The sequence below is a fragment of the Rudanella paleaurantiibacter genome, assembly GCF_009184635.1.
GTDB classification, from domain to species: Bacteria; Bacteroidota; Bacteroidia; order Cytophagales; family Spirosomataceae; genus Rudanella; species Rudanella paleaurantiibacter.
Map to the genome: position 1 here is coordinate 42,136 of NZ_WELI01000013.1, position 25,780 is coordinate 67,915.

Annotated in this window: 14 protein-coding genes; 4 read left to right on the forward strand and 10 right to left on the reverse strand. The window is 53.2% G+C overall.

Annotated features, from left to right (window positions below):
* Positions 1-57 precede the first annotated feature (57 nt).
* The 5 genes from F5984_RS23325 to F5984_RS23345 all read right to left on the reverse strand — a co-directional run bounded on the left by F5984_RS23325 (position 58) and on the right by F5984_RS23345 (position 9,603).
* Positions 58-1,431 (reverse strand): Gfo/Idh/MocA family protein, encoded by a 1,374-nt coding sequence (locus tag F5984_RS23325; RefSeq protein ID WP_152126633.1) that lies wholly within the window; start codon positions 1,429-1,431, stop codon positions 58-60.
* Between the two features lie 149 nt (positions 1,432-1,580).
* Positions 1,581-3,233 (reverse strand): right-handed parallel beta-helix repeat-containing protein, encoded by a 1,653-nt coding sequence (locus tag F5984_RS23330; protein WP_246169313.1) that lies wholly within the window; start codon positions 3,231-3,233, stop codon positions 1,581-1,583.
* Positions 3,233-4,657, reverse strand: coding sequence for a sulfatase-like hydrolase/transferase (locus tag F5984_RS23335; RefSeq protein ID WP_152126635.1), 1,425 nt, complete (start codon positions 4,655-4,657; stop codon positions 3,233-3,235). Before F5984_RS23335 ends, F5984_RS23330 begins: the two co-directional genes overlap by 1 nt.
* A 262-nt stretch (positions 4,658-4,919) precedes the next feature.
* Positions 4,920-6,455, reverse strand: coding sequence for a RagB/SusD family nutrient uptake outer membrane protein (locus tag F5984_RS23340; protein ID WP_152126636.1), 1,536 nt, complete (start codon positions 6,453-6,455; stop codon positions 4,920-4,922).
* 4 nt (positions 6,456-6,459) lie between these two features.
* The gene (locus F5984_RS23345) at positions 6,460-9,603 is read right to left on the reverse strand and encodes a SusC/RagA family TonB-linked outer membrane protein (RefSeq protein ID WP_152126637.1); all 3,144 of its coding nucleotides are present in this window, start codon (positions 9,601-9,603) and stop codon (positions 6,460-6,462) included.
* A gap of 461 nt (positions 9,604-10,064) precedes the next feature.
* Between F5984_RS23345 and F5984_RS23350 the strand changes: the two genes are divergently transcribed.
* The 3 genes from F5984_RS23350 (at position 10,065) to F5984_RS23360 (ending at position 12,763) form a co-directional block, all read left to right on the forward strand.
* A complete protein-coding gene (locus F5984_RS23350; protein ID WP_152126638.1) occupies positions 10,065-10,934 on the forward strand; it encodes a helix-turn-helix domain-containing protein in 870 nt (289 codons plus the stop codon).
* 110 nt (positions 10,935-11,044) lie between these two features.
* Positions 11,045-11,551 carry an ester cyclase gene (locus F5984_RS23355; RefSeq protein WP_152126639.1) on the forward strand — a complete coding sequence of 169 codons (507 nt, stop codon included), beginning with the start codon at positions 11,045-11,047 and terminating at the stop codon, positions 11,549-11,551.
* 48 nt (positions 11,552-11,599) lie between these two features.
* The gene (locus F5984_RS23360) at positions 11,600-12,763 is read left to right on the forward strand and encodes a DUF2911 domain-containing protein (RefSeq protein WP_185155625.1); all 1,164 of its coding nucleotides are present in this window, start codon (positions 11,600-11,602) and stop codon (positions 12,761-12,763) included.
* 234 nt (positions 12,764-12,997) lie between these two features.
* Here the strand turns inward: F5984_RS23360 and F5984_RS23365 are convergent, their stop codons facing one another.
* The gene (locus F5984_RS23365) at positions 12,998-16,999 is read right to left on the reverse strand and encodes a hybrid sensor histidine kinase/response regulator transcription factor (RefSeq protein WP_185155626.1); all 4,002 of its coding nucleotides are present in this window, start codon (positions 16,997-16,999) and stop codon (positions 12,998-13,000) included.
* 91 nt (positions 17,000-17,090) lie between these two features.
* Positions 17,091-18,680: a sulfatase family protein gene (locus F5984_RS23370; RefSeq protein WP_246169316.1), complete on the reverse strand. Its 1,590-nt coding sequence runs from the start codon at positions 18,678-18,680 to the stop codon at positions 17,091-17,093.
* A gap of 550 nt (positions 18,681-19,230) precedes the next feature.
* Between F5984_RS23370 and F5984_RS23375 the strand changes: the two genes are divergently transcribed.
* The gene (locus tag F5984_RS23375; RefSeq protein WP_152126642.1) at positions 19,231-20,619 is read left to right on the forward strand and encodes a hypothetical protein; all 1,389 of its coding nucleotides are present in this window, start codon (positions 19,231-19,233) and stop codon (positions 20,617-20,619) included.
* Positions 20,620-20,647: 28 nt separating this feature from the next.
* Here F5984_RS23375 and F5984_RS23380 read toward each other — a convergent pair whose 3' ends face one another.
* From F5984_RS23380 to F5984_RS23390, 3 genes are read right to left on the reverse strand one after another with little or no spacing between them, the layout of a single operon-like run.
* Positions 20,648-23,356, reverse strand: coding sequence for a M4 family metallopeptidase (locus tag F5984_RS23380; protein WP_152126643.1), 2,709 nt, complete (start codon positions 23,354-23,356; stop codon positions 20,648-20,650).
* Between the two features lie 23 nt (positions 23,357-23,379).
* Positions 23,380-24,075 carry a hypothetical protein gene (locus F5984_RS23385; protein WP_152126644.1) on the reverse strand — a complete coding sequence of 232 codons (696 nt, stop codon included), beginning with the start codon at positions 24,073-24,075 and terminating at the stop codon, positions 23,380-23,382.
* A gap of 30 nt (positions 24,076-24,105) precedes the next feature.
* Positions 24,106-25,476 (reverse strand): OmpA family protein, encoded by a 1,371-nt coding sequence (locus F5984_RS23390; protein WP_246169318.1) that lies wholly within the window; start codon positions 25,474-25,476, stop codon positions 24,106-24,108.
* Between the last annotated feature and the right edge of the window lie 304 nt (positions 25,477-25,780).

The following is a 25,780-nucleotide window of genomic DNA, read 5'->3' on the forward strand; positions in this document are numbered from 1 at the left end:
CGGCCATAAAAAAGCCGGGCTCTCCGCAGAAAGCCCGGCAACATAGCTAAAAAACGTCTACACCCCTTTTACTTTCCAGCCCTTTCGGTACGTTCGGCTGAGGTATTTATTGGCAGCGGGGTTGTTGGTAAACTTCATCTGGGCAGAATTCCACTTTAACAACTGACCCGGAACCCGTATGGCCACTGTACCTAACAGAACGGCCTCGGTCATCGGACCTGACTGCGCAAAATGGGACTCTGCTTTTTCGCCACCCAGACAGGCATCTACAAAATGATGGTAATGATTCCGCTCTTTTAATTCTGGAGCACTGTATGCCTTAACGTTACCCGTCGGGATAACCACGGGCATTTTCTGGTGGGGAATCAGCAAAGCGCCCTCAGTCCCAATCAGCATGGCCGATTCAGCCGGGTATTCGCCACCCGTATATAAATCCCGGATAGCCTGCGGGGGGTAAAATTCGCCATCGAACCACTCCACCGGTAACGTATCCGACTCGGTGAGTGCATTTCCCGGAAACTCCCAGGTAATGTGGTTGCCTTGTGGCCAGGTGTCGGCCCGACGTTCGGCCGATTCCTCCCACGATTTTTGCACCTCTGCCTGTACCGACAGCGGAGGCTGCATACCCAACCCTTTCCAGACGGCATCGAAAATATGGCAGCCAATATCGCCCGACCAACCCGTACCGAAGTCTTGCCAGGTCCGCCATATGGCCGGGTGGTAAATGTCAGGGGCATAGGGCCGGTACGGGGCTGTGCCCAGCCACTTGTCCCAGTCTAAATGGGCCGGAGCCTCCTGACCTTGCGCCGGGCGAGGCCCCACCAATCGGTACTTGGCCACGGCTCCCGGCCGGTTCGAACATAGGTAGGCATGCTTTACTTTCCCAATAATCCCCTGCTTGATCCACTGCACGGCTGTTCGGTCGCCCAGGGAAGAGGCAATCTGTGTCCCTAACTGCGTTACCACACCGGCTTTGATGGCCGCCTGCGTAAGCTCCCGCACTTCGGCCACGTCATGGCACATCGGCTTCTGACAGTACACGTGCTTGTTCAGCCGAATAGCGCCGTACGCAATCGGAAAATGATTATGGTCCGGAACCGATACATTGACCGAATCGATGGCATTGGCTTCTACCCGCAACATTTCCCGCCAGTCGGTATACGTCCGGGCACCGGGAATAAGCTCGGCAGCCCTCTTCAAGTGCTTTTCATCGACATCGCAAAGGGCTACGATTTCGACGTTTGGATGCTTTTTAAATTGGTTCAGATCGCCCCAGCCCATGCCCCCAACACCAATACAGGCATGTCGGAGTTTTGTATTAAGACCCGCTGCCCGAGCCGATTCGCTCAGTAAAAGGGGGGCTGCCATAGCAGCTGTGGCAGCTTTTACCAGAAATTCCCGACGGGAATCCTGTATCGCGTTTTTATCCATTGGACGTAAAAGGTAAGGTAGATAGGTAACAACTGTCTATCTATAAAGCGACCGTAGCACCCTTTATCCTTACCTGATTATCAGCTATTTTATTATTGCGGCTCCCGACAGACAGCGTCACCTACCGACTACACAACCGAGCCATTCCCCTACTCCATCTCGCCTACTTCAATAGCGCCCAGACCCGGCGTGTCGGGTACGGGATTGCCCATAAAATCGGTGTTCATTTTCAACCCCTGCATCAGACCAAACGTATCACTTTCAAGGTAGGGAATGGCAATCCCTTTCGCCCGAACGGCCTGCCGGTTTTTGGGTAGATAATCGGCCGGGTTCAGGCTGCCGGGCTTGCTGAATTTGGGGTCGCCAACCTGTGCTCCCCGATCCTGAATAATGGCGTCGGTAGGCCAGCAATCGGCTTTCAGATAGAGGTTATGGGTAAAGAGTACCCGCTCCAGACCCAAGCCCTCACTTTCATCGGGCTTTAGCTGATCGCCCTGTACCGATTTAAGGCCGGCTGGTACATAGAAGATATTGTTGGCAATCAACACCCCCTGAGAGCCATTGTCGATGGCCAGACGACCCACTTTGCCCGGACTGGTATAAATGGTATTGTTGTAGAAATACGAATTGATGGGACCTTTGCGCTCGCGCTGATTGCCCTGATAGCCACTCAGCCAGAAAATCTTTCCTTCCTGAAACGCCCCGTTTTCGCCTTTGATGCGGTGCCCATCGTCGACACTGATGTTGTAGCGGTACGCACAATTGTAGTTGTTGCCCAGAATCTCGCAAAAGCCGCCCGCATTATGGGCCGAGAAATTGTACTGCATCACCACATTGTCGCAGTTGTAGTCGATATGTGCGCCGGCCGAGTCGCCGGGTCCGTTGGCGTACATAAAGCTGTTTTTTTCGATCAGCACCTGCGAGGCTCCCCAGGTCCAGAGGCCGCTACCCCGGCCCCACTTGCGGCCATCGTCGGTGCTACCCGAATATTTCACCTCGTTTCGGCCCACGTACACAAATTTGACGCCCGACATCTGAATGCCCGGTCCGCCCGACCGCTGCACCCGGTTGCCGGTAATGTCAACCCGCTGAATGTTCTGGTTTTTGCCGGTGAGTTTAATGCCGGTATGACTCACGTTTTGGACCACACAGTCGGCAATGCGGATATTTTCCATCACCGCGGCCTCGACCGAATTGATGAGCCGGATGCCCCAGCCGTATTTCTGGGTTCCGTTCGGTGATTTCACCTCCTCGGCGGTGCGAACTACCCCCGGATTTTCGTAAAAAACGTCCGCGATGTTCAGCTTTTCCAATCGAATGTCGACCACTTTTTTGGCCTTCTCGGTGGTGACGAGCACGCCCACACGCATGGCCTGCTGGGGATTGCGGGTGGTGTAGCCGTTGGCCGTAATGGCTACGTTGCGCACGTACACATGGCTACAATCGAGCAGCAAAATACCTTCGGCTTCGTTTTTGGCGTCTATCAGAGCCGGTTTGAAACCCGCTGTATTTTGCCAGCTTACCGACTCAATCACAATGGGTTGCCCGGCGCTTCCCTGCCAGCCGGGGCAACGCAGGCTGCCCACAAACGTTTGCCCATCGGCCAGGAGCAGCCGGTCGCCGGATTGCAGGGGTAGCGAACTCGCCTTGGTCAGGGTCTGAATAGGGCTGGATTTGGATGTCCCGGTGTTGGTATCGGAGCCCAGCGTCGGGTGCACGTAGTAATCGGTAGCCAGTGCGTTTTGCCCGATGCCGTTGAGTAACCCCATAAAAATCAGGCAGGAGAGATACGTATTTCTCATCATTTAAAATCTTCGACGACCTTGAAGCGGTCGGGGTGCAATTGGTTGTATTCTTTTTCCTGCATCAGGCCCAAAAAGGCAGGGGGCGGTAGTTGCCGGTTCCAGTCGTTCGCCTTTGTTTTAAGGGCTTCCCGTGTTTGGGAGTCCTGTTGGGACAGGTTGTTCTTCTCCGCTATATCGTCTTTGATCCTGAACAGAAACTCCATGTTCGGCTGCGTGATTAGCTTATCGGTCGGGCTACGCACCGCCAGCTTCTGCCCATCGATGTTGCGCCAAAAGAGGTAATCGTGCGGTATGCCTTTGTTTCGGCCGCTCAGGTACGGAATCAGGTTTACGCCATCCAGCCGATTTTTGGGCTTAACGTTTGCCACCGCTGCCGCCGTTGCAAAAATGTCCAGCGAGCTCACCGGCTGCGTGTACCGACTACCCGCCGGAAGCGTACCGGGCCATTGCACGGCAAACGGTACCCGGACCCCACCGTCGAAGAAATCGCCTTTTTTGCCCCGCAGCGGTGTATTGTCCGAGGCATTGTCGGGCGTGGGGCCACCGTTGTCCGAGAGGAAGAAGACAATGGTGTTTTTATCCAGCTCCAGTTCTTCGAGTTGATTCAGAATATTGCCGACGCCATCGTCCACGGCGCTGACCATGGCCGCGTAAGTCCGTCGACGCGGGTCGGCAATGTCCGAAAACCGGCTCAGGTACTTTTCGGAAGCCTGCAAGGGTGCGTGGGGCGCATTATAGGCCAGATACAGAAAGAAAGGCTTGTTCTGCTGCTCCCGGATAAACCGCACGGCCTCCCGCGAGAGGGCATCGGTCAGGTATTCGGTTTCTTCTACCCGTTTCGTGTTGTGCATCAGCCGGGTACGGTACGAGTCGTACTCGGATTTCATCTCTGACAGGTCTTTCAGCGTCAGGTTTTTGGGGAAGTACTGGTGCCCACCGCCCAGAAAGCCAAAAAACTGATCGAAACCGCGCTTATTGGGGTGTAATGAGGGGTGCGCACCGAGGTGCCACTTACCTACAACGGCCGTGGTGTAGTTGGCTTTTTTAAGCAAATCGGCTATGGTTTGCTCCGACGTAGGCAGGCCCATAGCCGGGTCGTTGGGGGCAACGAGTGGGTTACGGGAAAACCCAAACCGGTCCTGGTAGCGGCCCGTAAGCAGCCCCGCCCGACTCGGCCCACATACGGCAAAGGATACGTAACCCTCCGAGCATACCACGCCGTTGCGGGCAATGCGGTCGATGTTGGGCGTGCGAATGTCTTTACTGCCGTGAAAGCCCACATCGGCATAGCCCTGATCGTCGGTCAGGATAACGATAATATTTGGCGGCTGGGCTGCGGGAGTCTGTGAATGGTTGGCAAAATCGTGGTTCCAGCCGAAGTACAGACAACCGGCCAGTATCGTTGAGAGGATTTTTAGCATCAGGAAACGGTGAAATGGCCTTCGAGATTCGCGAATTTGAGCGACAGGATCGTTCGCCAAATCGTTTTGGTAATCAAAAAAACTCCACTGTCAGCAACCTCCATTGTGGAGCTTTCGAATACTGACAGGGAGTAAATAACCCCAAACCTTTTCAGTGGTCGTTGACCACTGAAACGCTTACAGGGCTACAGCTAAACGTGAATGACTTTGTCACCCGACCCACGCAAACCAAAAAGGGAAGTGTTTTGAGGTGTCACAGGGACTACTTCCAAACCGGGTTCTGCACCAGATTCTTGTTCGCGTCGATTTCGGTTTGCGGAATCGGGAATACCTCCGACATACGGCCCCGGTACACGGGCCGGTAAGCCGCTACCCGATCATCGGTAGCCCGCTTGTAGGCGGCTTCTACCTCGCCCCAGCGCTTCACGTCGAAGAAACGTAAGCCTTCCATGGCCAGCTCCACGCGCCGTTCGTGCCGCACAATGTCGCGGAGAGCCGCCTGCGAAAGGTTCGAGCCTTCTACATCTTCGACCTTGGGCATGCGCACCCGCGTCCGCACCTGATTGACCAGCGGATAGACTTCGGTCAGTTGGTTCGTTTCGACCAGCGCTTCGGCCCGCATCAGCAGCACGTCGGCATAGCGAATGACGTAAAAATCCTGACCACCCGGCGACCCCACCCCGATACCACTGGGCGAGGGGGCATTGCGGATATACTTTTTCTGACCGAAGGTCGTGGCCGTATTCCCGGTGAAAGGCCGGTTCAGATCAAGCAGGAAGATATCGTCCCGGAAGTAAATCGAAGCGGCCAAACGCGGGTCGCGGTTGAGTTTGGGGGTGGCCGCCCGGTACAGGGGCGAGCGGGTTATGGGCAAGCCATCGGTGGCGTAATACTCATTGACGAGGTTACGCATGGGCTGCACATTCACCTTCGGAATCCCGGTAAAGGTGGCCGAGAACGTCTCGCCATTGTCCGACTGATCCTGCGAGAAGCGCACAGAGAACACCACCTCTCTCGACTTTTCGCCGGCCTCGGTAAACAGTTGATCGTAGCTGGCATTCAGGCTATAGCCCAACGTGAGCACCTGCGCCGTCAAGGCCACCACTTCGGGATAATTTTTCTGGTACAACTGAAACCGGGCCAGCAACGACAGAGCCGCTCCTTTGGTGGCGTAACCGAACTGGTTGGCCGGGTAGGTGGCCGGCAGTGCTTCCCCCGCAAACTTCAGATCGGCAATGATCTGATCCGATACCTCCTTGTTTGCGTTTTTGGGTACGTAGGCTTCCTGCAACGACTGCACCGCCAAAATCAGGGGTACATCCTCGTAATGAATGGCCAGATTCATGTAAAACAAGCCCCGCAGAAAACGCGCCTGTCCCAGCAGAGCCGTCCGGTTCGCATCGCTGATGGCCGACTTCGGCATCCGCTCGATGTTGGCAATGGCGTTATTGGCGCGGGCAATGCCCCGATAGTTGGCTGTCCAGAATTCGTTGAAAAAGCTCGTTGCCGGATCGACGCGGGCCTCCACAAAATTACCGGGGCCTTCAAACTTGTAGTTGTTGAAGGTATTATCGGCAAAACTGTCGTGCTGCGGAATACCCGCCGTTCCGTTCAGATTACCGCCGTACATAACGCGGGCTTGCAGCACTTCATACACCCCGTTGAGGCCCAGTTGGGCGTCCTTCTCGGTTTGCCAGAAGTTACCCTCGGCCAGCTGCGTCAGGGAGCCCCGGTCCAGAAATTCCTCTTTGCAACTGAACAGCAACAGCAGAGGCAGTACGAATAAAATCTTTTTCATGGCGTTAGAATTTGAGGTTTAAGCCAAGGCTGTAAATCTTGTACAGGGGCGTCAGACGGTCGGAATTACCGCCGGAAGTACGCTCAGGATCAAAGTTTTTGAGTTTGGTGAACGTCAGAATATTCTGTCCGCTCGCATACACGCGCAGCTTGCGAATACCCGCCTTGCTGCTCAGTTGCACGGGTACCGTGTAGCCCAGTTCGAGGTTTTTCAGGCGCAGGAACGAGGCATCCTGAATGTAGAAAGAAGACAATACCGTGTTGTTGACACCGCCCAGCCGGGGTAGCTCGGTCGATGGGTTCTCGGGGGTCCAGCGGTTAAGCCAGTACGACAGGGCGTTGTTGCGGTCGTCGGCCATCGGGAGTTGCCCGTTGCCGTTCAGCACCCGGTCAACGCGGTCCAGACCCTGAAACAGGATGGTAAAGTCAAAGCCCCGGTAGGTCATGTTGGCGTTGAAGTTGTAGATCAGCCGGGGGAACGGATTGCCAATAACCACCCGGTCGAAAGCGTCAATTTTTCCGTCGGGGGTTCCGTTGGCACCCGACACGTCGGCGTAGCGCAGATCGCCCGGAGCCGTAAGCGGGCTGCCAAACTGCACGGGTGCCCCGGCCACTTCTTCTTTGGTCTGGAAAACACCCAGCACCCGGTAGCCGTAATAGGCGTTGAACGGCTGACCGATGCGGATAATGCTGTTGCCGCTGATGGTTTCTTCACCGCCCGGCCCGAGGCTCGTCACCTCGTTATCGGCCATGCGGGTGACGTTGGCCCCCAGATTCAGTTTCAACCCACCAAAGTTGTTCGAATAATTAGCGGTTAGTTCGAGACCCCGGTTGAGCATCCCGGCTGCATTTTGCGCGGCCAGATTAGTTACCCCCAGCGAGTTTGGCACCGGAAAGTTGGTGTACAGAATGTCGGTACTGTTTCGGCGGAAATAGTCGGCCGAGAAATACAGACGGTTCTGGAACAGTTCGAGATCGAGGCCGACGTTCAGCTGCCGGATTGTCTCCCAGGTGATATTGGGGTTGGCCAGGCTCGTCAGGGCTACGGCACCCACTACCGCGTCGCCCAGAAAATAGTCGAGGCCCGTGTTGTAGGTTTGCTCGTAAATGTAATTGCCAATCCGGTCGTTGCCGCTAATACCCCAGCTCGACCGGAGTTTGAAGTTCGATACCCAATTGAGCGACTGCATGAACGGTTCGCGCGTCAGGTTCCAGCCCACCGACATCGACGGGAACGTGCCGTAACGCTTAGATTGGCCGAATTTCGACGAGCCATCGCGACGCAGGTTCAACTCCAGCAGGTACTTCTCCATGTAGTTGTAATTGACCCGGCCAAAAAACGACTGCCAGGCTACTTCCGACGCGGCCCCGCTCACCGACGGATTGGTCACCCCTCCGCCGTTGAACTCCTGAATATTGTCGGACGGGAAACCCTGCAAGGAACCGGCAAACCCGTCGTCTTTATCGTAAATCACCGAATGACCCGCCATCAGTTGCAGGTTGTGGGCCTGATTCCAACTGGTCGAGTACCGCAGAATATTCTCGTTCAGCAGGCGGTAATTGAAGTTGAAGGTATTGGTCAGAGAGTTGAGCAGGCTTTGGTTCACCACCTGACCGGCCCAGTCGCGGGTGGTGAGCGTGGGGTTAAAGTTGGAGATGTTTTGTACGTTCATCACCAGGCTACCGCTCGTTTCGAAGGTAAGCCCCCGCAGAATATTGGCCGAAAGCCCAATGCGCTCGCTGATATTGATATTGTCCTGCTTGTTATCGCCCAGAATACCGGTCAAAAGCGGATTGGTCGACGGGAACGAGAAGTTGACCTTCTGATACGCGCCATCGACAATACCAAAGGCACCGTTGGCATAGTAAGCCGGGATGGTGGGCGACGAACGCTGAAACTGGTTGATGATACCCGTTTCGCCCGTGATGGCATCGGCCCCGCCCGCCGGCCCGCGGAATTTCGACCAATAGGCGTTGGTGACGTTGGTCAGAGTCAGCCATTGATTCGCCTTGGCCGTGAGGTTCAGGCCCAGCGTGTACCGATCCGACTTGAATTTACCACGCACGATGGCATTCTGATTGAGGTAGCCGAGCGACACCCGGTACGTCAGGTTGTCGGTACCACCCGAAAACGACAGGTAATGATTCTGGATGGGCGCGTCGCGCAGGGTTTCGCGGGCCCAGTTGGTGTTGGCGTACTGATCGGGCTGAGAGCCGGTTCGGATGGCTTCCAGATCAGCGGCCGAGTACCGGAGCGGGGCGTTGGCACCATTGGCGTTGCGGTCACGTTCGTTGCGCAGCAGGGCGTAATTATTGGCATCGAGGTATTCCGGCACCACCGTAACCCGCTGTATACCGGTGTAGCCGTTATAGTCGACGGTCAGCTTGCCTTTCTTTCCTTTTTTGGTGGTGACCACAATCACCCCGTTGGCCCCCCTTGCTCCGTAAATGGCCGATGCGGAAGCGTCTTTGAGCACCGAAATACTCTCAATGTCGGAGGGAGCCAGGTTGTTGAATTCGGTCAGGCCGTTGTACTGAATATTGTCGATAACGACCAGCGGATTGCTGTTACCGAAGGTGCCAATCCCCCGAATGTTGATCGAAGACCCGTCGGCTCCCGGCAAGCCGCTCGATTGGGTGAGTTGTACCCCCGAAAAACGGCCGTACATCATCTGCGAGGTGTTGGTAACGGGCAGGTTCACGGCCCCATCGAAGCGAATGGTTTCGACTGCCCCGGTGAGGTTGATTTTCTTCTGTTCGCCGTACCCGACTACCACCACTTCGCCAAGCAGGGCCACATCTTCCTGTAGGCTTACCTTTAGCTGGGTCTGGTTGCCGATGGGCACTTCGAGCGCCGTAAACCCGATATTACTGACCTGCAGTACCGACTCGCGGGAGGGCACCGAGATCGAAAAACTCCCGTCGGCCCCGGTTACAGTTCCTAACGTAGTGCCTTTCACGGTGACCGATGCACCGGGAATGCTTTGGCCGTCGGCGGCCGATACCACCGATCCGGTGATGCGGATTGACGACTGGGCGAAGGCTGCGGACGTAACCGCCAACGCCATACCGATCAGCAAAAGCAACGCTCTTACCGACCGATTCCCCAGGTTCCACCCTCGTTGAACTAAAGTACAATTTGACTTCATAGTGCAGGGATTAAAAATTTGTTGACCTGTCTTAGTGATAAATTTTAGTCAAATGTCACAAGATAAAATCGGCCCAGGGGGGCTAATCCATGCAATCAGAAGGTGTAATCGTTCAACATAGAGTAATTCTGCGGATAGGATCGGTTCCACCCGTGCGGCTAAGTCACAGTCGCGGTTCTGCGCCGGGACCGGGTCATGCCAGACCGTCGCCGTCGTTTGGGCAAATAGTATCCGAAAATCAGAGAGGTTATTGACAAGGAGTTGTTAATTCCTCAGATGCCAATCGCACTGCATGGGCGCTCCCACGGCGACCGGTTGAGCTGGTGCTGAGCTACGTTTGACGGAGCCGATATAAGATTGAGTACCGTCCCATAAAAATGGTCGTTCCCTAAGTTATTGTAAGCCAAAATCCTTATTTTCAATCAAGGTAAATCCATCAGGTGACTTAGACGAACCCAGGAATGAATACAGGACAAAAGTTCATGCGGCTTTTTCCCAGCCCTGGCTTACGGGAGATTGTTCAATGCTACGGAATTATTCATTTTGTTTTTCCCAGGGATGTCGCCATTCCGGTGAAAGCCTACACCCCCAAACCGGCCGAAAGCATCGAGTTCTTTTTGAGAGATCCGGAGTATGTAGTCTATCCAGGAGTCAGTCAAAAAGTCAAACGGCCATCTGCCATCCTTTCCGGTCAGCAGACCGTAACTTTTGATCGGTATGTTGGACGGGATTTTTTATTTTTCAACATACATTTTCAGCCCGGAACCTTATTTCGCTTATTTGGAATACCTGCTTACGGGTTGACCAACACCTTTATCGACGCGGAAACCGTTTTGTCAAAAGAAATAAAGGAGCTGACCGAACAGTTAAAAAATGCCGAATCCTATCCTGAACTGATCCAGCAAGCCGAGTTATTTATCAGTAGGCTTATTCGTCGCTCCAAAAAAGAGGCCCACGGGATTGATCGGGCCGCTCAACTCCTGCTTCATCATACCAACCCGATTTCTATGGATTGGCTGGCCAGCCAATCCTGCCTAAGTCCCCGTCAATTTGAACGCAAATTCAAAGAGCGCATGGGGATAACAGCCTCCCAACTGGCCCGGATCGCCCGCTTTGATAAAGCCTTCATTCTAAAAAATGCGCAACCGCACCTAGACTGGCTTAGTGTAGCCATTCAGTGCGGTTACTATGACTACTCTCATCTGGTACGCGATTACAAAGAGTTTACCGGCCTTACACCGGCTTTCTTTCTGGAAGTTGATGGGCAGGCACCTGAGCGCCTGCTGGGTTTTGCGGATGGGTGTTACCACGTCCCGACTGGCTCAATCTAAAAATGTCGTTTTCTTACTACCAATGACCGGCATCAATCCGTCAACTTTGGCGGAGGAGTTGATTCATGAAATCTAAGTTTCAGCCCCGTTAACTAACCGGAAAACAGGTCATGGCAACAACCGCTCAGGCTCTGCCTATCAGAGCCATCCTCCTCATGCTACTTAGCTTTTGGTATTTACCTACTTTCGGACAAGGCCAGGCTTTGCTAAACACGAATAAGAAACTGGTCGTCCGGTATTTTAACGAGGTCATCAATACCCAGAAGCTGAACCGCTTCGGGGAGTTCTTTTCATCAGATTATATGTGGCATCAAATGAACGGGATCGATGTTCGAAGTAGTCAGGATAGTTCACACCTTTCAACAATCCGCTGGCTTTTTACGGCCATACCGGATGTTCATTATTCAATCGACCATGTAATTGCGGAGGGGGATCTGATTGCCGTGAATACAACGGCTACAGGCACCGCCAGGAGTGAGATGTTTGGCCTTCCGGCTGTCCAAAAGAAGGTTAATTTTAAGCAAATGTTCTTCTTTCGAATTAGGAACAACAAAATAACAGAGGAATGGGAGGTTGTGGACGTAGGAGGCATCAATGCTCAGTTAGCCAAGCCCTAAATTGTAGTGTTTACGATGTGTTCCCTACCATTTTTAACTCCTTCCCCTATGCCACTCAAAACCCGATTGCTCGCCATTCTATTTCTTTTTATCACCCCGGATCTGCGAGCCCAGGAAAAGCATAAAGATACTGGGTATTTGATTTTCACGCTGGGTAAAGACACCACCCTGATAGGTCATTACCAGGTAAACGGTGATGATTTCGATATGACTGTTTTGGTTAGGCTGACCTCTGAGGTGCATAAGCTCAAAGGAACCCTTTTTCCTACCGGAGAATGCAAATCGGTAGAAGGGTATGCCTACAAAACAGTTCCCGGAACGGATTCCGTTCTTTTGCAGACCTATTCACTCGTCACCAGGAGTGACTCCACGTTTACTGAACAAAGAATCGGCGGCAACGTATCCAGATTTGGTTACGCTGGCAAGGGAATGCTTCATCTGGGGATTTATCCATACGTTTTCTTTACGCCACTTATGGCGCTTCGTGCACCTGGTAAATCAGGGGATAGTCTTCGTAGCGCTCATTTTGTTTATGGAACCAAATACCCGTTTACCCTAAAAAGAATTAATAAATCTACCGTGGCCGCTGGCAGCCCGGTGATGGGTATGTTTACGATTTATCTGGACAAAAAGGGGAAACCCAACTATATAGATGCCATTGGTTCATCATTGAACGTGAAGGGAAGGATACTATCCTATTTAAATTTGGATTCTCTTATCCGGTCAGAAGCCATAAGAGCGCAACAATATGGAGTCATGCCGCCCTTAAATAAACCGGATTCGGTTCAGGCAACTATCGGTACAACGGGTATTCACATCGCGTATAGCAGGCCCTCCCGACGGGGCCGGGTTATTTTTGGTGAAGTAGTTCCCTGGAACCGTTTTTGGCGAACCGGTGCAAATGCGGCTACTAAGATCCGTTTAAGTGGTCCTATCTTCTTTGCGGATAAAGAATTGCCGGCCGGAGAGTACTCTATTTTTACCATACCTTCAAAAAATGGCTGGACCCTGATGTTTAACAAGGAAGCCAATATCTGGGGAACTCAGTACAATCCTGCCCATGATGTATTACGAGTACCCATGCAGGTAGAACAAGTAAAAGAGCCCGTGGACTTGATGACTATAGAAGTCGTACCTGTCAATGGAGGAGGAGTTATTCGGGTCTTATGGGAAAACACCAAAGCATCTGTGGCTTTTACGACCAGGAAATAAGGGATGGCATAAACCGGATAAATTTAGAGTCGTCCTGTAATACTGATACCACCGCCCATATCGGTTTTGCGCAAAAGCGACGCCCCCATTGCAGCTCCTGGCGGTCCGTTTCTGGCCGGGAGAGTTGGCATCCAGCTACTGCCGCAGAGATACCCAACAGAGATACCCAACATAAAAAAACCGCTCCTAGGAGCGGTTTTGGGTTACAATTAGCTGTCTGGTACACTATAAATTTTACTCCTTTACCCCTTCCAGAATTTTAGCCCGGTAATCGGAGGGTAAACAGCCAAACTGCTGCTGAAAGGATTTTCGAAAATGCTTGTAGTCATTGAAGCCTACTTCATACGCCACCTGACTCAGCTTCATGTTGTCCTGCAAAATCATCTGAGCCGCGTTTTTGAGCTTCACCGACCGGATAAAGCCGGTCAACGAAAGGCCAGTCAGCGACTTGATTTTGCGGTATAGGGTCGACTGGCTCATAAACAGGTGCTCCACCATGTCCTCGATCCCGAAATTTTCATTTTGCATGTTGTCGTTCACGAGCTTAATGGCCTTGTCGATGAACAGGGCATCCAGATCGACCTCGTTGACCTGCTGGGTGTCGGGCTCGAAACGAACTTTGTTCAGGTAATGCTCCTGTAGCTTTTTCCGGTTTTCCAGAATTGTGTGGATTCTGGTTTTGATAATGATCGGGTTGAACGGCTTCGTGATGTAGTCGTCGGCACCGGTTTGTAGTCCGCTCACTTCGTACACCACCGACGAGCGGGCCGTGAGCAGAATTACCGGAATATGGGAGGTAGCAATCTGCTGCTTGATTTCCTGACAGAACGTAATCCCGTCCATCAGCGGCATCATCACATCGCAGATAATCAGGTCGGGCAGTTCGCGGTTGGTAATGGAAAGGGCTTCGAGGCCGTTTTCGGCTTCGAGAATGGTGAAATCCTCTTTCAATAACGAGTTCAGGTACGCCCGGATGTCGTCGTTATCGTCCACCACCAGCACGGTGTCTTTCTTTTGCTGCTTGCTTATGTCCAGCGAGTTGTTCTCGGGCCAGATCGGGCCGTCGGTACCGGCTTCGGCCACGTCGGGCAGCGGCTCATCGGCGGGGGCTGCGCCCGCATGATCGGCCTGCAACAGCACCGTGAAGCAGGTTCCTTTCCCCAGCTCGCTCCGAACGGTAATCTCACCTTCGTGCAGGTCAACGATGTTTTTGGAGAACGCCAGCCCAAGGCCACTACCCACCATTTTGGCCGTTTGGGCGTTTTGAACCTGATAAAACCGGTTGAACAGGTTGCGGATGCTTTCTTCCGAAAGACCAATGCCGTTATCCTCTACATCAATCGCGAGCCAGTCGTCTTTGGGGTAAATTCGGAGCCGAATCGTCCCATTATCAGGCGTATACTTGAAGGCGTTCGACAGCAGATTACAGAGCACAATCTCCATCTGATCGCGGTCAAACTCCAGCGGGGCTTCTTCCAAATCGCTTTGAAAGGTGTAGCTGATGTTTTTGTTCCGGGCAATGGGCTGAAAGCTCAGGAACACCTCTTTGGCAAACGGGACAAAATCGCTGTACACCCGCTTCAGTTTCAGCAGCCCATGCTCCGACTTACGGAAGTCGAGCAACTGATTAATCAGGTTGAGCATCCGCTTGGCATTCGACTCCACCAATACCATTTTTTCGCGGAGGTTGCCGTTAAGCGTCAGGTCGTCCAGAATTTCGGCTACCGGACTCATAATCAGGGTCAGCGGAGTCCGAAACTCGTGCGAAATGTTGGTAAAGAAGTTGATCTTGGCTTCGTTCAGGGCGTGCTCTTTTTCTTTTTCGATCTGAACAATGCGCAAGTCGGCCTTCAGCCGGGCCTGCCGCACCGATATGTGCCGGACCAGCAGCAGCACACCCACCGCCAGACAGACGTAAAACACAAAAGCATACCAGCTGAGCCAGGGCGGCACCCCAACCACAATTTTGAGCTTTTTTTCGGGGCTCCAGTCCTGGTTGTTGCGGCTCGCTTTCACCAGCAGCTCGTAGGTGCCCGCGCCCAGACCGGTAAAGTTGATTTCATTTTTCCCGCCCATGTTCACCCACCCATCCTTGAAGCCGCGCAACTGATAGGCGTAGGTGACATTGTCGGCCCCGAAAAAGTCGTTGGCCGCAAAACTCAGCGACAGGTGATTCTGCCGGTAGCTCAGGGCTATTTCGTCGGTGTACTGAATGGCGCGGTCCAGAATCACCTCGCCGTTTACCTCTTCGCCTACGTCAATCGCCTGATTATTAACCATCAGCTTGGTCCAGACCACCTTTGGTACGGTAAACGCCTGACTGAGATCGGCCGGTCGGAAGCGGATGATTCCGTTGGCCCCCCCGAAATACAGCTCACCGTCAGCGCCCTGAAACGATGACCCAATGTGAAAGGAGTTGATCATTACCCCGTCTTCGCGGTCGTAGTTAACAAAGCGCTTGTTTTTCGGGTCAAACCGGGTAATCGAGGTGGTGGTACTGAGCCAGAACTGCCCGGTTTTATCTTCTTCGATGGAGCAGATAAAATCATTGGTCAGGCCGTTTTTGGTCGTGTAGAGGGTATTCAGCTTGAGCGTTTTGTCCGTCAGCGACAGGTCGGCAAAGCCAAGGGGCGTAGCCAGATACAGCGTAGACCCCTTGATATACAGGGCGTTGATAATAACGCTGGGCAGTTGCGCAGACAGCAGCTGATGATGCGGAATAAACGCACCGGTGGCCCGGTCGAGCAGATTCAGCCCCGAATACGTGGCCAGCCAGATGTTCCCCCGACGGTCTTCTTTGATCTGATTGATGCGGTTGTTTTCGATGAAAAACCGACCCTGCTGCTCCTCAGCATAAATCTGGCAGTTCGCCAGTTTGGGGTCGTCGGCAAAGCGGGTCATTTTCAGTCCCCGTTGCTGCGAACCGATCCAGAGAATACCCTGAGAATCTAAATAAACCGCCGTGATTTTGTCATTGGTAAAGGCCAGATAGGCACTGGCAAAATTGCCGTCTTTGACAACATAAAGGCCCCGATTGGTACCAATAAACAGGGTGTTGTCCTTTTCGTAAATCGTATTGATCCGGGTATCGGCAATCTGATCAATTTTCTCCAGTTGGCCACCGGCGGTCTTGCGGTACAGGCCATCGGTCAGGCTACCAATGAGTAATTCGCCCCGGCGCGTCTGGAAAATAGCGATGGTGTTATGGTCGACCGGGAAAGACGGCCGGGCGTCGGCCATGAAATTGAACCCTTTGTTGGGGTACAGAATCAGCACACCCCCGTGGGCCGTACTCAGCCAGGCAATGCCGTTGGGGTCAATGTCGATATCCAGAATCATGGAATAATTGACATTGTTGAACAGGCTGCCTTGCGGATTGGTGTTAATTTTCTGAAAACCCTTTACGGCCAAGTCGCTGATAAACAGACCATCGCCCCAGCTACCGAGCCAAACCCGGCCTTTCTGGTCAACGGCGATGCTTTTCATAAACGTCGCTTCCAGATTGATCGGCTCCTCCTGCACCAGCTGCGCATCGAACCGAAAGCTTTGCAGGTGGACTTTCGGCCCCGTGTTGCCCACCATCCAAAGCTTGTTGCGGACTTTGTCCTGCACCAGATCGTACATGATGTATTGGGTGGGAAAGTCGAACAACCGATTTTCGGAGGGGTCGTACTTGTGCAGTTTTCGCCCGCTGATGTACCAGATGTTCTGGTGCTCGTCGCGGATGATTTTATAGACCGGCTCGGTCGACGAATGGTGGGCCAGCAGCTTCCGGGCGTTGGCGTCGAGCACAAATACGCCCTTGTTCCACGTGCCCACCCAAATATTCCCGTTAGCGTCCTGCTGAAGCGCGATCACGCGCAGGTAACGCTGATCGCGGGTTTTCAGAATATCGTTGTAATTCCGAATTCGGTTGGTTTTGACGTCCAGTACCGATACGCCCCCACTCTTGGTGCCAATCCAGATGTTGTTGTCTTTGTCTTTAAAAAGCGTTTCGATGTTCTCGTTGACCAGCTGCGGATACTCCCCGCCCGGCCGGTAGCTTTTGAAGCCGTAGCCATCGTACCGCGATACGCCCCCCTCGGTCGCAAAGTATTTGAGGTTGTTGTCGTCGCTGATGGTCCGGGTCACAAAATTGCTGAGCAGCCCTTTGCGCACGTCCAGATAGTCGATAACAAACTCATCCGACCGGCCCGCGCCAACATTCTGCCCGCTTATCGGGACAGCAATGCTCACGAACAACAGACTCAGTAAACAAAAGCAGATGGCGGACCTCATTGGCATAATTTGAGCAAAAAACGAGACAGAACCAAGTTTGTTTAGCCGATCATGGAACAGGGCTACGTTTCGTCTTCTTCCGAATCGCTTCGATTTCGGCCTGCATACTGGCCACAATGGCCGGATTTTCGGTGCTCACATTACGTTTCTCACCAATGTCCGTTGAGAGGTCATACAGTTGCGGGGTATGCTGAAAACCTCCCTCAACGCCTTTGTTCGCCATAAAATCAGGCAGGCGCTTCTCTTTGGGGAATGGCTCGATGTATTTCCAGTCGCCTTTCCGAAGCGAGGTGGTGTACGATTCCTCCAGCAGCCAGGTGCGGCCGGGCTTGGTATGGTCGAGGAGGGTGGTGAGCAGATTCTGGCTGTCGATAGCCTCATTGTCGGCCAGGGGTTGCCCAACCAGAGCCGCAAACGAAGCGTACAAATCCACCTGACTCACCAGCGCCTTGCTGGTACCGGGCTTCACTTTTCCGGGCCACCACAGCACGGTGGGTACGCGGGTTCCGGCCTCGTAGGCGCTGTATTTACCTCCGCGCATGGGCCCGCCGGGTTTGTGGTTACCCAGCAGCTCCATCGCCCGGTCGTCGTAGCCATCGCTGATAACCGGCCCGTTGTCGCTCGTGAAAATAACGAGGGTGTTATCGGCCAGCCCCTGCTTCTTCAATTCAGCGATCACCTCGCCCGTCATCCAGTCCATCTGGGCAATGGCGTCGCCCCGGGGCCCCATAGTGCTTTTGCCCTTGAAACGCGGGTTGGGCAAACGCGGCACGTGAATGTCGTGGAACGAGAAGAACAGAAAGAACGGCTTATCCTTTTCGGCCTGAATAAACCGTTTCGCCTTGTCGGTCAGCACATCGGGAAACTCCTCATCAACCCACAGGGCTGCTTTGCCGCCTTTCATGTAGCCAATGCGGCTGATGCCATTGATAATCGAATTGCTGTGCTGTTTATCGGCCCCTTGCCGGAGCAGGTTGGGGCTGTCGAGGCCATTGGCGTACCCATCCAGTTTTTCCTCATAATTGACCACAATCGGGTCATTTTTATCGGCATTGACCACCCGGTGGTTTTCGACGTACACCGTCGGGACCCGGTCGCCAGTGGCGGGCAGCAGAAAACTGTAATCAAACCCAATTTCGCGCGGGCCGGGCTTTATGTCGCTGTTCCAGTCGATAGAGCCATTACCCAAACCCAGATGCCATTTACCAACTACGCCCGTTCGGTAGCCAGCCTTTTGCAACATACCCGGCAGGGTATAGCTGCCGGGCTGAATCAGCAGCGGGGCATCGCCCTGCAAAATAGCCGCGTTGTTGCGGAACGCGTGTTGGCCGGTTAGCACGGAGTAGCGCGAGGGCGTGCAGGTTGCCGAGGTGGTATGGGCGTCGGTAAACACAATGCCTTCTTTAGCCAGCCGGTCGACCACCGGCGTTTTAACCCCGATGGCCCCGTTGTAGCCCACATCACCATACCCCAAATCATCGACGTAGAAAATGACGATGTTGGGGTTTCGCCCGGTGGTTTTCTCGTCCGTTTGCCGCATGTTTCCGGTGGGCATCAGGCAGGAATTGACGGATAGAATGGTAACGAAGGAAACCAGCACCCGGCGAAGCGACAGTGACCTTAGGTAATGTAAGCGCATGGATAAACGGTTTTGATCAGACGAAATACGAAAAGCAAGGTAGCAGCCCTGAAGAAGCTTGTGGGGGGTCTTTCCGTTCAAAAGGGGGTATAAGCAGTTCAAAAAGCGGTTTGAGTCCGTTTTAGGGGGCTTCACACCGAACGTTGCGGGCTACTCTACCGGGCGTTACGGAAAATGACTGGCGCGTAGGTAATACCCCATAGCCTATCTCCCTACACCCCGGCCAGTTTGTTGGCAACACCCACCCGATATACACCTTGACAACAGACGTTAACCTAACCAACAGCCCGCTTACTAAAAGAAAATCTTTACGTAAAGCGCTGATAATTACCTTAAACCGTCATTAGTTGTACTGTCACGTTCAGTACTGGACAAAACGTACAGTGAAGCGGTGCCGGTCGGCGCTCCGATTCGCTAAGCCACCAGGCTAAAATTGGCCGGACCGCCGGACCGCCGGACCGCTATCGGCCCAACCGACCGGGCTGGCGTACCAGCACTGCTCAATTGTACGCATGTCCAGTACTGTGTAGTCATCTAAATCCTAATCAACATGGTTAAACAGTTTACAATTCTTCTGGCATTCGGGACAATTACCACGGCATATAGTCAAAGTAATTATGTTGCTAACACGGTTAATTCGTCAACGCCGGGCCTATTCAATACCCTTGTAGGGCCTGGGGCTGGGGGTAGTGGTTCGCTGACGGGCGACCGAAATGCCATTTTTGGATATAATGCCGGGTATCCGCTCACTACCGGAAAGTGGAACGTCCTGGTTGGCGTAGACGCGGGGCGGTTCATGACAACAGGTTCAGAGAACACGGTGATTGGTTATGAAGCTGGTTTGAACACGACAATGGGTCTGTACAATGTCATGATTGGTCGCGGAGCTGGCAGAACAAACAGCACGGGGCAGCGTAATCTGTTTTTAGGGTATATGGCAGGTTACGACAATACGGCCTCTTTCAATCATTTTGTTGGGTATGAGGCTGGTTACAACAATACGAGCGGTAGCAATAATTTCTTTGTTGGGTATCGGTCAGGGTATGACAATACCACGGGGAGCACTAATCATTTCGTTGGTTATCAGGCTGGCTTCAACAATACAACCGGCAGCAATAACTACTTCAGTGGTTGCGTTGCGGGGTTCTATAACACTCTGGGCTCCAACAATTATTTTAGCGGCTATTATGCTGGTTTTAATAACAGTATTGGGCAAAATAACTTTTTCAGTGGTTACGCTGCGGGTTACTTTAATACCACAGGTTCCCGAAATTACATGAGCGGCTATCTGGCTGGTTATTTGAATAATACAGGCTCGTTCAATGTGATGATCGGTGATAGTGCCGGTTATAGTAGCACCACTTCTTCCAACGTACTGATTGGCTCCAAAGCCGGTGCCTATAATCAGACTGGTATGCAGAATACGATGCTGGGCGCACAGGCTGGCCTTTTCACCAACGCCACAGGCAACCTGTTTCTGGGGTATCGGTCGGGCTACGCGAACACGTCTGGCCAGCTAAATACCTTGCTGGGCTACCAGGCCGATGTGCAGCTGGCCAACCTCACCAATGCAGCCGCCATCGGTGCCAACGCCAAAGTATCGGTCAGCAACGCCATTGTTCTGGGCGACACGACCCAGAACACGAAAGTGGGTATCGGGACCACCGCTCCGCAGTTTCCGCTTGATGTCAGAGGCATCATCAATATTCGGGGCAATGGAACGCTTAAGTTTAGTCATCTCTCCAACCCATCGTACCAAAATGGCCTGACCGACCAGGTGCTGACGGTTGACGCAACCGGCGAAACCGTACTGGCCAGGATTTCTAAATTAGATGAGGTGTTGCAACGGCTTGAAGACCTCGAACGCGAGAACCGGGAGCTACGGAAGCGACTGGAGCATCTGGAGCGGGGAGGTACGCTGGTTGCCGGTAAAGAGTAACTCCATGCTAACCGGCTGCCCTTTCAGCTTACTGAAACACCGGAGCGGCTGAAAACAGGGCATCGAAGTTGGCCGGAGCACTCTCCCGAATATTCTGGATTTGAAACATCTCGTGAACCTGAATCGGAAAACCCCGTAGCCAATGGTCTACGCCCGACCGCATTTGTAAAGTGGGGGCCATTGGCGACGTAAGCGACAAATCGGAGAAGCGTAACGGGATTTGTGACGTGGTCCACCAATACATGCCAGCGGCCCCACCACCCAATACATATTTTCGGCTGAGGTATTTGCCCTGATACATATCGGTTGCCTTAATGTGCTTTTTGTCGAAATCGCGTCGGGCCTGCCGACTGCCCCAAAACGCCAGCTCCGATTGCGGTTGCCCCACCTGTTGTGTTTCAGCCAATTGCCCTTGCAGTTCGTTCCGCGTCTGTTGGCCCGCCTTCAACTGTTTTTCAACCATCGGGATGGTTTTCCGTAATTCGGCGCGTCGGTCGGCGGGCGTATTGGGGTCGTTCAGTTCGGCGCGGGCTTTGGTTAAAGCCTCATTTATGGCGGCCTCTTGCATGGGCATGGTTTCTTCGAGTTGTTGCCCCATAAAACCCGACCAATCTTTGGGGAAGTTGTGACTCCGAACTCCATCCTCGTCTTTAACCACCGCAGTTGTAATGGGGCTATCCCGACGCGTAAAGAGCTTCGTCGACGCTTCGGGGCCTCGGTACACCATTACCGCGCTATCTCCTTTAAAGTACAGGTTGAGCAACATTCGGTTAGCCTGCTTGCCAATAACCATGTCCATTGTCCAGCCCGGTTTGCAGGCAGCAGGAGGGTCTTCGAGCACCCCAACAGCATACCAGGCCCGCTTGATGGCCTCGGTAGTCGGGCTACATTCACCGTGCAGTTGCGTAGCGGCCTCGATGGTTTCGCGGCATAAATCTTCGTAGCCGGAGCGCGGGCTAAGGCGAGGTAGTGCCGCCAGCAAAACGCGGGCTACCGTATTGTAGGCGAGCGTCGGAAATACATCGAAAGGGTGCTTTAAGGCATTTTGGCCTTTGCCGCCTTTGATGAGCAAGTAAAACCATTTGTTGCCAACGCCCGAATTAGAATGCACGTTTCCGTCGTCTTTCGGAACATCGGTGGGTTTCCACGGAAACTCCAGATACGTATCGGGATGGCCTTTGGCGGGTGGATTGGCCATGTCCCGAAATCCTCCGGCTGTAATCTCTTCGTCCACAAGCCAGTTACCACCAATGGCCTGATGTTCAATACAAACCCCAAATATGTCGGCCAGCGATTCGTCGAGCGCGCCCGATTCTCCCTGAAAAATAAGCCCAGCCGTGTGCTCCGTAACGGCATGAGTGAACTCATGTCCAACGGTGTGCAAATTGGCAAACGGCTTCCCTTTGACCATCCCAAAATAGAACTTCCCTTCGTCCGACTGCCAGTACGCATTGGCTTCCGAACACGATTCGGCCAGGATTGGTGTACCCTGATTGTCGTAGCTGTTCAGACCCAGTCCTTTGAAATACCGGGCTGCCTGCCGGAAGCCGAACAAGGCATCCCAATCGCCCCGGCCGCGCAGCGTGGCCTCCTGTAAGGTAGTATCGTGCGAAAACACCGGTTCACTGTCCCGGCGCGTGATGATAACAGCGGGCGACTCCGTACTATCGACCAGAAAAATACCGGGATGACGGCCGTTTTTACCCCGTGTGACCCCAACCACCCGCTTGTTGTGGTGGAACGTTTGCACGGTGACTTTAAACGGGATTGGCTCATCAATAAACCGGCAGGTTCGCCGGAGGTTTTCCCCGGCTACCAACGCCCCGGTCTGCGCATTCAGGTAGTAACGTCGGCGGCTGTTTTGAGTGCCAACGGTAAAGGGTCGGCACAGAACAGGGGGCTCACGGCCCGGTATAAGGTTTGGGTGAACCCACATCAGGGGCAATGCCTGTGCAAAAGGCAAAGCCGGTTGGGCCGGATTACGGAGAGTTAATGTAGGCAGTTGCGTAACCTGCCGAAGGGCAGTAAGCAACTGTTCGGGTGTTTTTGAACTGGTTGCGGCTTGCTTCGGGGTAAACAAATCCCCATTGGCCCGAATGACATAGCCATTGGTATCCAGCGAAATACTGTAATGTGCCAGTCGGATGGGGTGGCCATGATGGAGCTGTTCGTACCGTCGGCTTTGGGTTTTGCCCAGTCCGTACCGGCCTGTCTCCCGCAGGGTTACGCCCATTTTTTTCTGCATGAAGACCACAAACTCATCGGGCGTCAGTTTCCACTGGGTGTACACCCGAAAGGCCGTTGGCACGGCAGAGTAACGGCCGGGAATAGGGTCATACAGCACGGGAACATCGCCCGAGTCGCGTCGGCTCAACCGCTTGTCGAGTGCCGCCACAACCGACTCGGAGGCCTGCTCACTTCCTGATGTTTCAGGCTCTACAAGAGCAGGTTTAGTGGCCTCCTGCTGCCTGGCCCGAAGTTGCTGAATTGCATCCGCTTTGGCCTGTTGAAGCGCCCGAATCTGAGCGGGGGTGGCTCCATTTTTCCGGGCTTCTTCAATCTGCTCATCAATAGCCTTCAGGATGTATTCGGGGTTAAAGGCCCGTTCCATTTCGGCTTTGGCCTCGCGCGTTGCTTTGTCCAGCTCGGCCTGCTGGGCGGGGGTGAGCGACTGCCCCGAAACCAGCCGACTGCCTGCAACAAGCACAATAGTCAGTATAACAACGAACAGCTTCACGGTTCTGGCGATTTGAACAGCTTTTAGGGGGTATGCTGATAGCTAAAATTGGTTCGGACCTCGCAGGTTGCCTGATTCGGTATCCGAATCTGTGTCAGCAACGAACCCGTAATACGTACTGGCGACACCACTTCGAAGTCGTACGTATTGGTGAACGTAGGCGCGGTTCGCGTCATCAAAAACGCCTTGTATCCATTGGGAGCGATTGATAGCCAGGGCGTTTTTTCTGGCAATAAGTCATCGGGCGAAAACGGCTTTTTGAACACTTTCTGGCCACTTTTCAACCCAGACACGCTTTTGAGCTGCGCGGTCAGTTGGGCCGGGCAGTTTTTGGTAACCGGCTCGGCAGTTATCACCGACCAGTTGCCATTTTTAGGCTGTATGGCTTCGGGAAACGGGGCCATTCCACCTTTCGCAATGGCTGGTTCGCACTTTCCGCCAAAATACTCGTTCAGCTCGCGGGGACCGCGTTTGCGATCAGGGTAGTGTATATCCTGCTGCTGCTTATTTCGAAAAAAAACCAGTATGCCTTTGTCTTTCTCAAAGGTCCCCAAATAGTTAAACATCCCGTCTATCTCAGCATACGAGTAGGCTGTTTGATAGAACTGGCAGCCCCCTCCAAGCTTACAATAGGCAATAGTTACCTGCGCATTGGCCTGCAGAACCACCCAACACAGCAGGATCAGGGGCAGAATGTGTGTTGAAAATACCCGCTTCATAGACAGTTATAACCCATTGCAGATTGGCTGTTATAATTTCAAAAACTCAACCCGGCGGTTGTTGGCTTTGCCCTCAGCGGTGGTGTTTGGCCCAACGGGCTGGCTTTCGCCCTTACCATCGGTATCCAGGCGGGCCGCTTCGATTCCGAACTCGGCCGTGAGGGCCGTTTTCACGGCAGCAGCCCGCCGTTTAGAAAGGGCCAGGTTGCTTACATCATCCCCGTCGGAGTCGGTATGACCCACAATTTTGACCCGCACCCCCGGATTCTCTTTGAGCACCGTACCAATGTCTTTCAGCACGCCGTACGACTCCGGCCGGATTTTGTCGGAATTCACGTCGAATAGAATACCGGTTGTGCTGAATTTCCCCTCGGCAATCAGTTTAGAGCGGGTATCGGGGGCACCTACAGCCACCCGCAGGTTACTCAAATAAGCCCTACCATTGAGAATATAGGTAGCAAAAAGTAGCGAGTAGGTTGTTGTGGGGTCAAACGCACGGGGAATATCCCAGATTTTTGACTCATTGATATAGACCCTTAACCGACTTTTCTGTTTCCAGAATGCTATTCGATTGACTGCATTAACCCGCCAGGCTATCGGGGTATCGTTGGCCAGTATGCGCTCCCTCGATTTGTCATTTACCCATACCGAACTACTCCCCTGCCCGCCTTCGGAAGGATGAATATCAACCCCAGCCTGAGCACTGGCACCAAAATGTTGATCGAAGTTGATGGAACGATCTTTCGTATCAAGAATAAAGACTTTCAGGCCCGCACCACTATTGCTAAAATCATCGGTGGTAACCATGTCAAATTCTATAGTAGCATTGTCGGGCAGGTTTTTTACAAATTCTGGGTAAAATGTGCCTTTATCAGCGAACTGAAACCACTTACCCGGCAGCCCGTCAATTGTCACAACTTCGCCACTGGCATTGGTATTCCATCGGGCCGGATAATCACCGACAGCATCGGGCCCAAAATCCTCGACAGCCACCACCTTTTCGCCCGGTACAAAGTCAAACTTGCTGTAAGCTTTCAGGGAACGGGGTTCGTCGGGCTGGTTTTGCGAGGTTCCGTTGCCCCTGCCCGCTGCCGACGCGCTCTCCTGACGTTGGGGATTGGTGCGTGCTTCCCCGTTCGTTTCGGCCGACGAGTCGTATGTATCATCAGCCGACGTTGGGCGTGTTGTCGGCTTTTTCTCTTTCTTTTTGAAGATATTACCAACCCCTTCCTCCAGCTTATCCAGCCCTCGATTTATTCCCCCATCAATGCGCCCGTTTACGCGACCTTCTACCCCCCGTTCAACGGTCTCTTTGGGGTTGTTGACCCGTACCTGCGCCCGCACCACCGACAGGCTGAGTGTACACAATACGATGAATCCGACAATTCCGATCTGGTTCATAGTGCGCTGATTTATACGTTACTGAGGCTGCGCAAATATGAATTCCCCAAAAAGTAAGTAGCCTTACCAGTTAACCATATTGCAGTTTGAGTATACACTCTGTCTGTTTGAGTAAACCGAAACGCTATTAACCCACGTGCACGGGCTGTACACCCAAACTGACTAACCGTTTACCCGAACCCATTATCAATTGAATGAGCCGTTGAGCAGGCACCCAATTTTTGTAGTATTGTACAGATAGGCATCGACTTTGTGGTATATGCTGCGTTGGCTACTCCTCTTTCTTTTGCTGCTGCCCAGACCA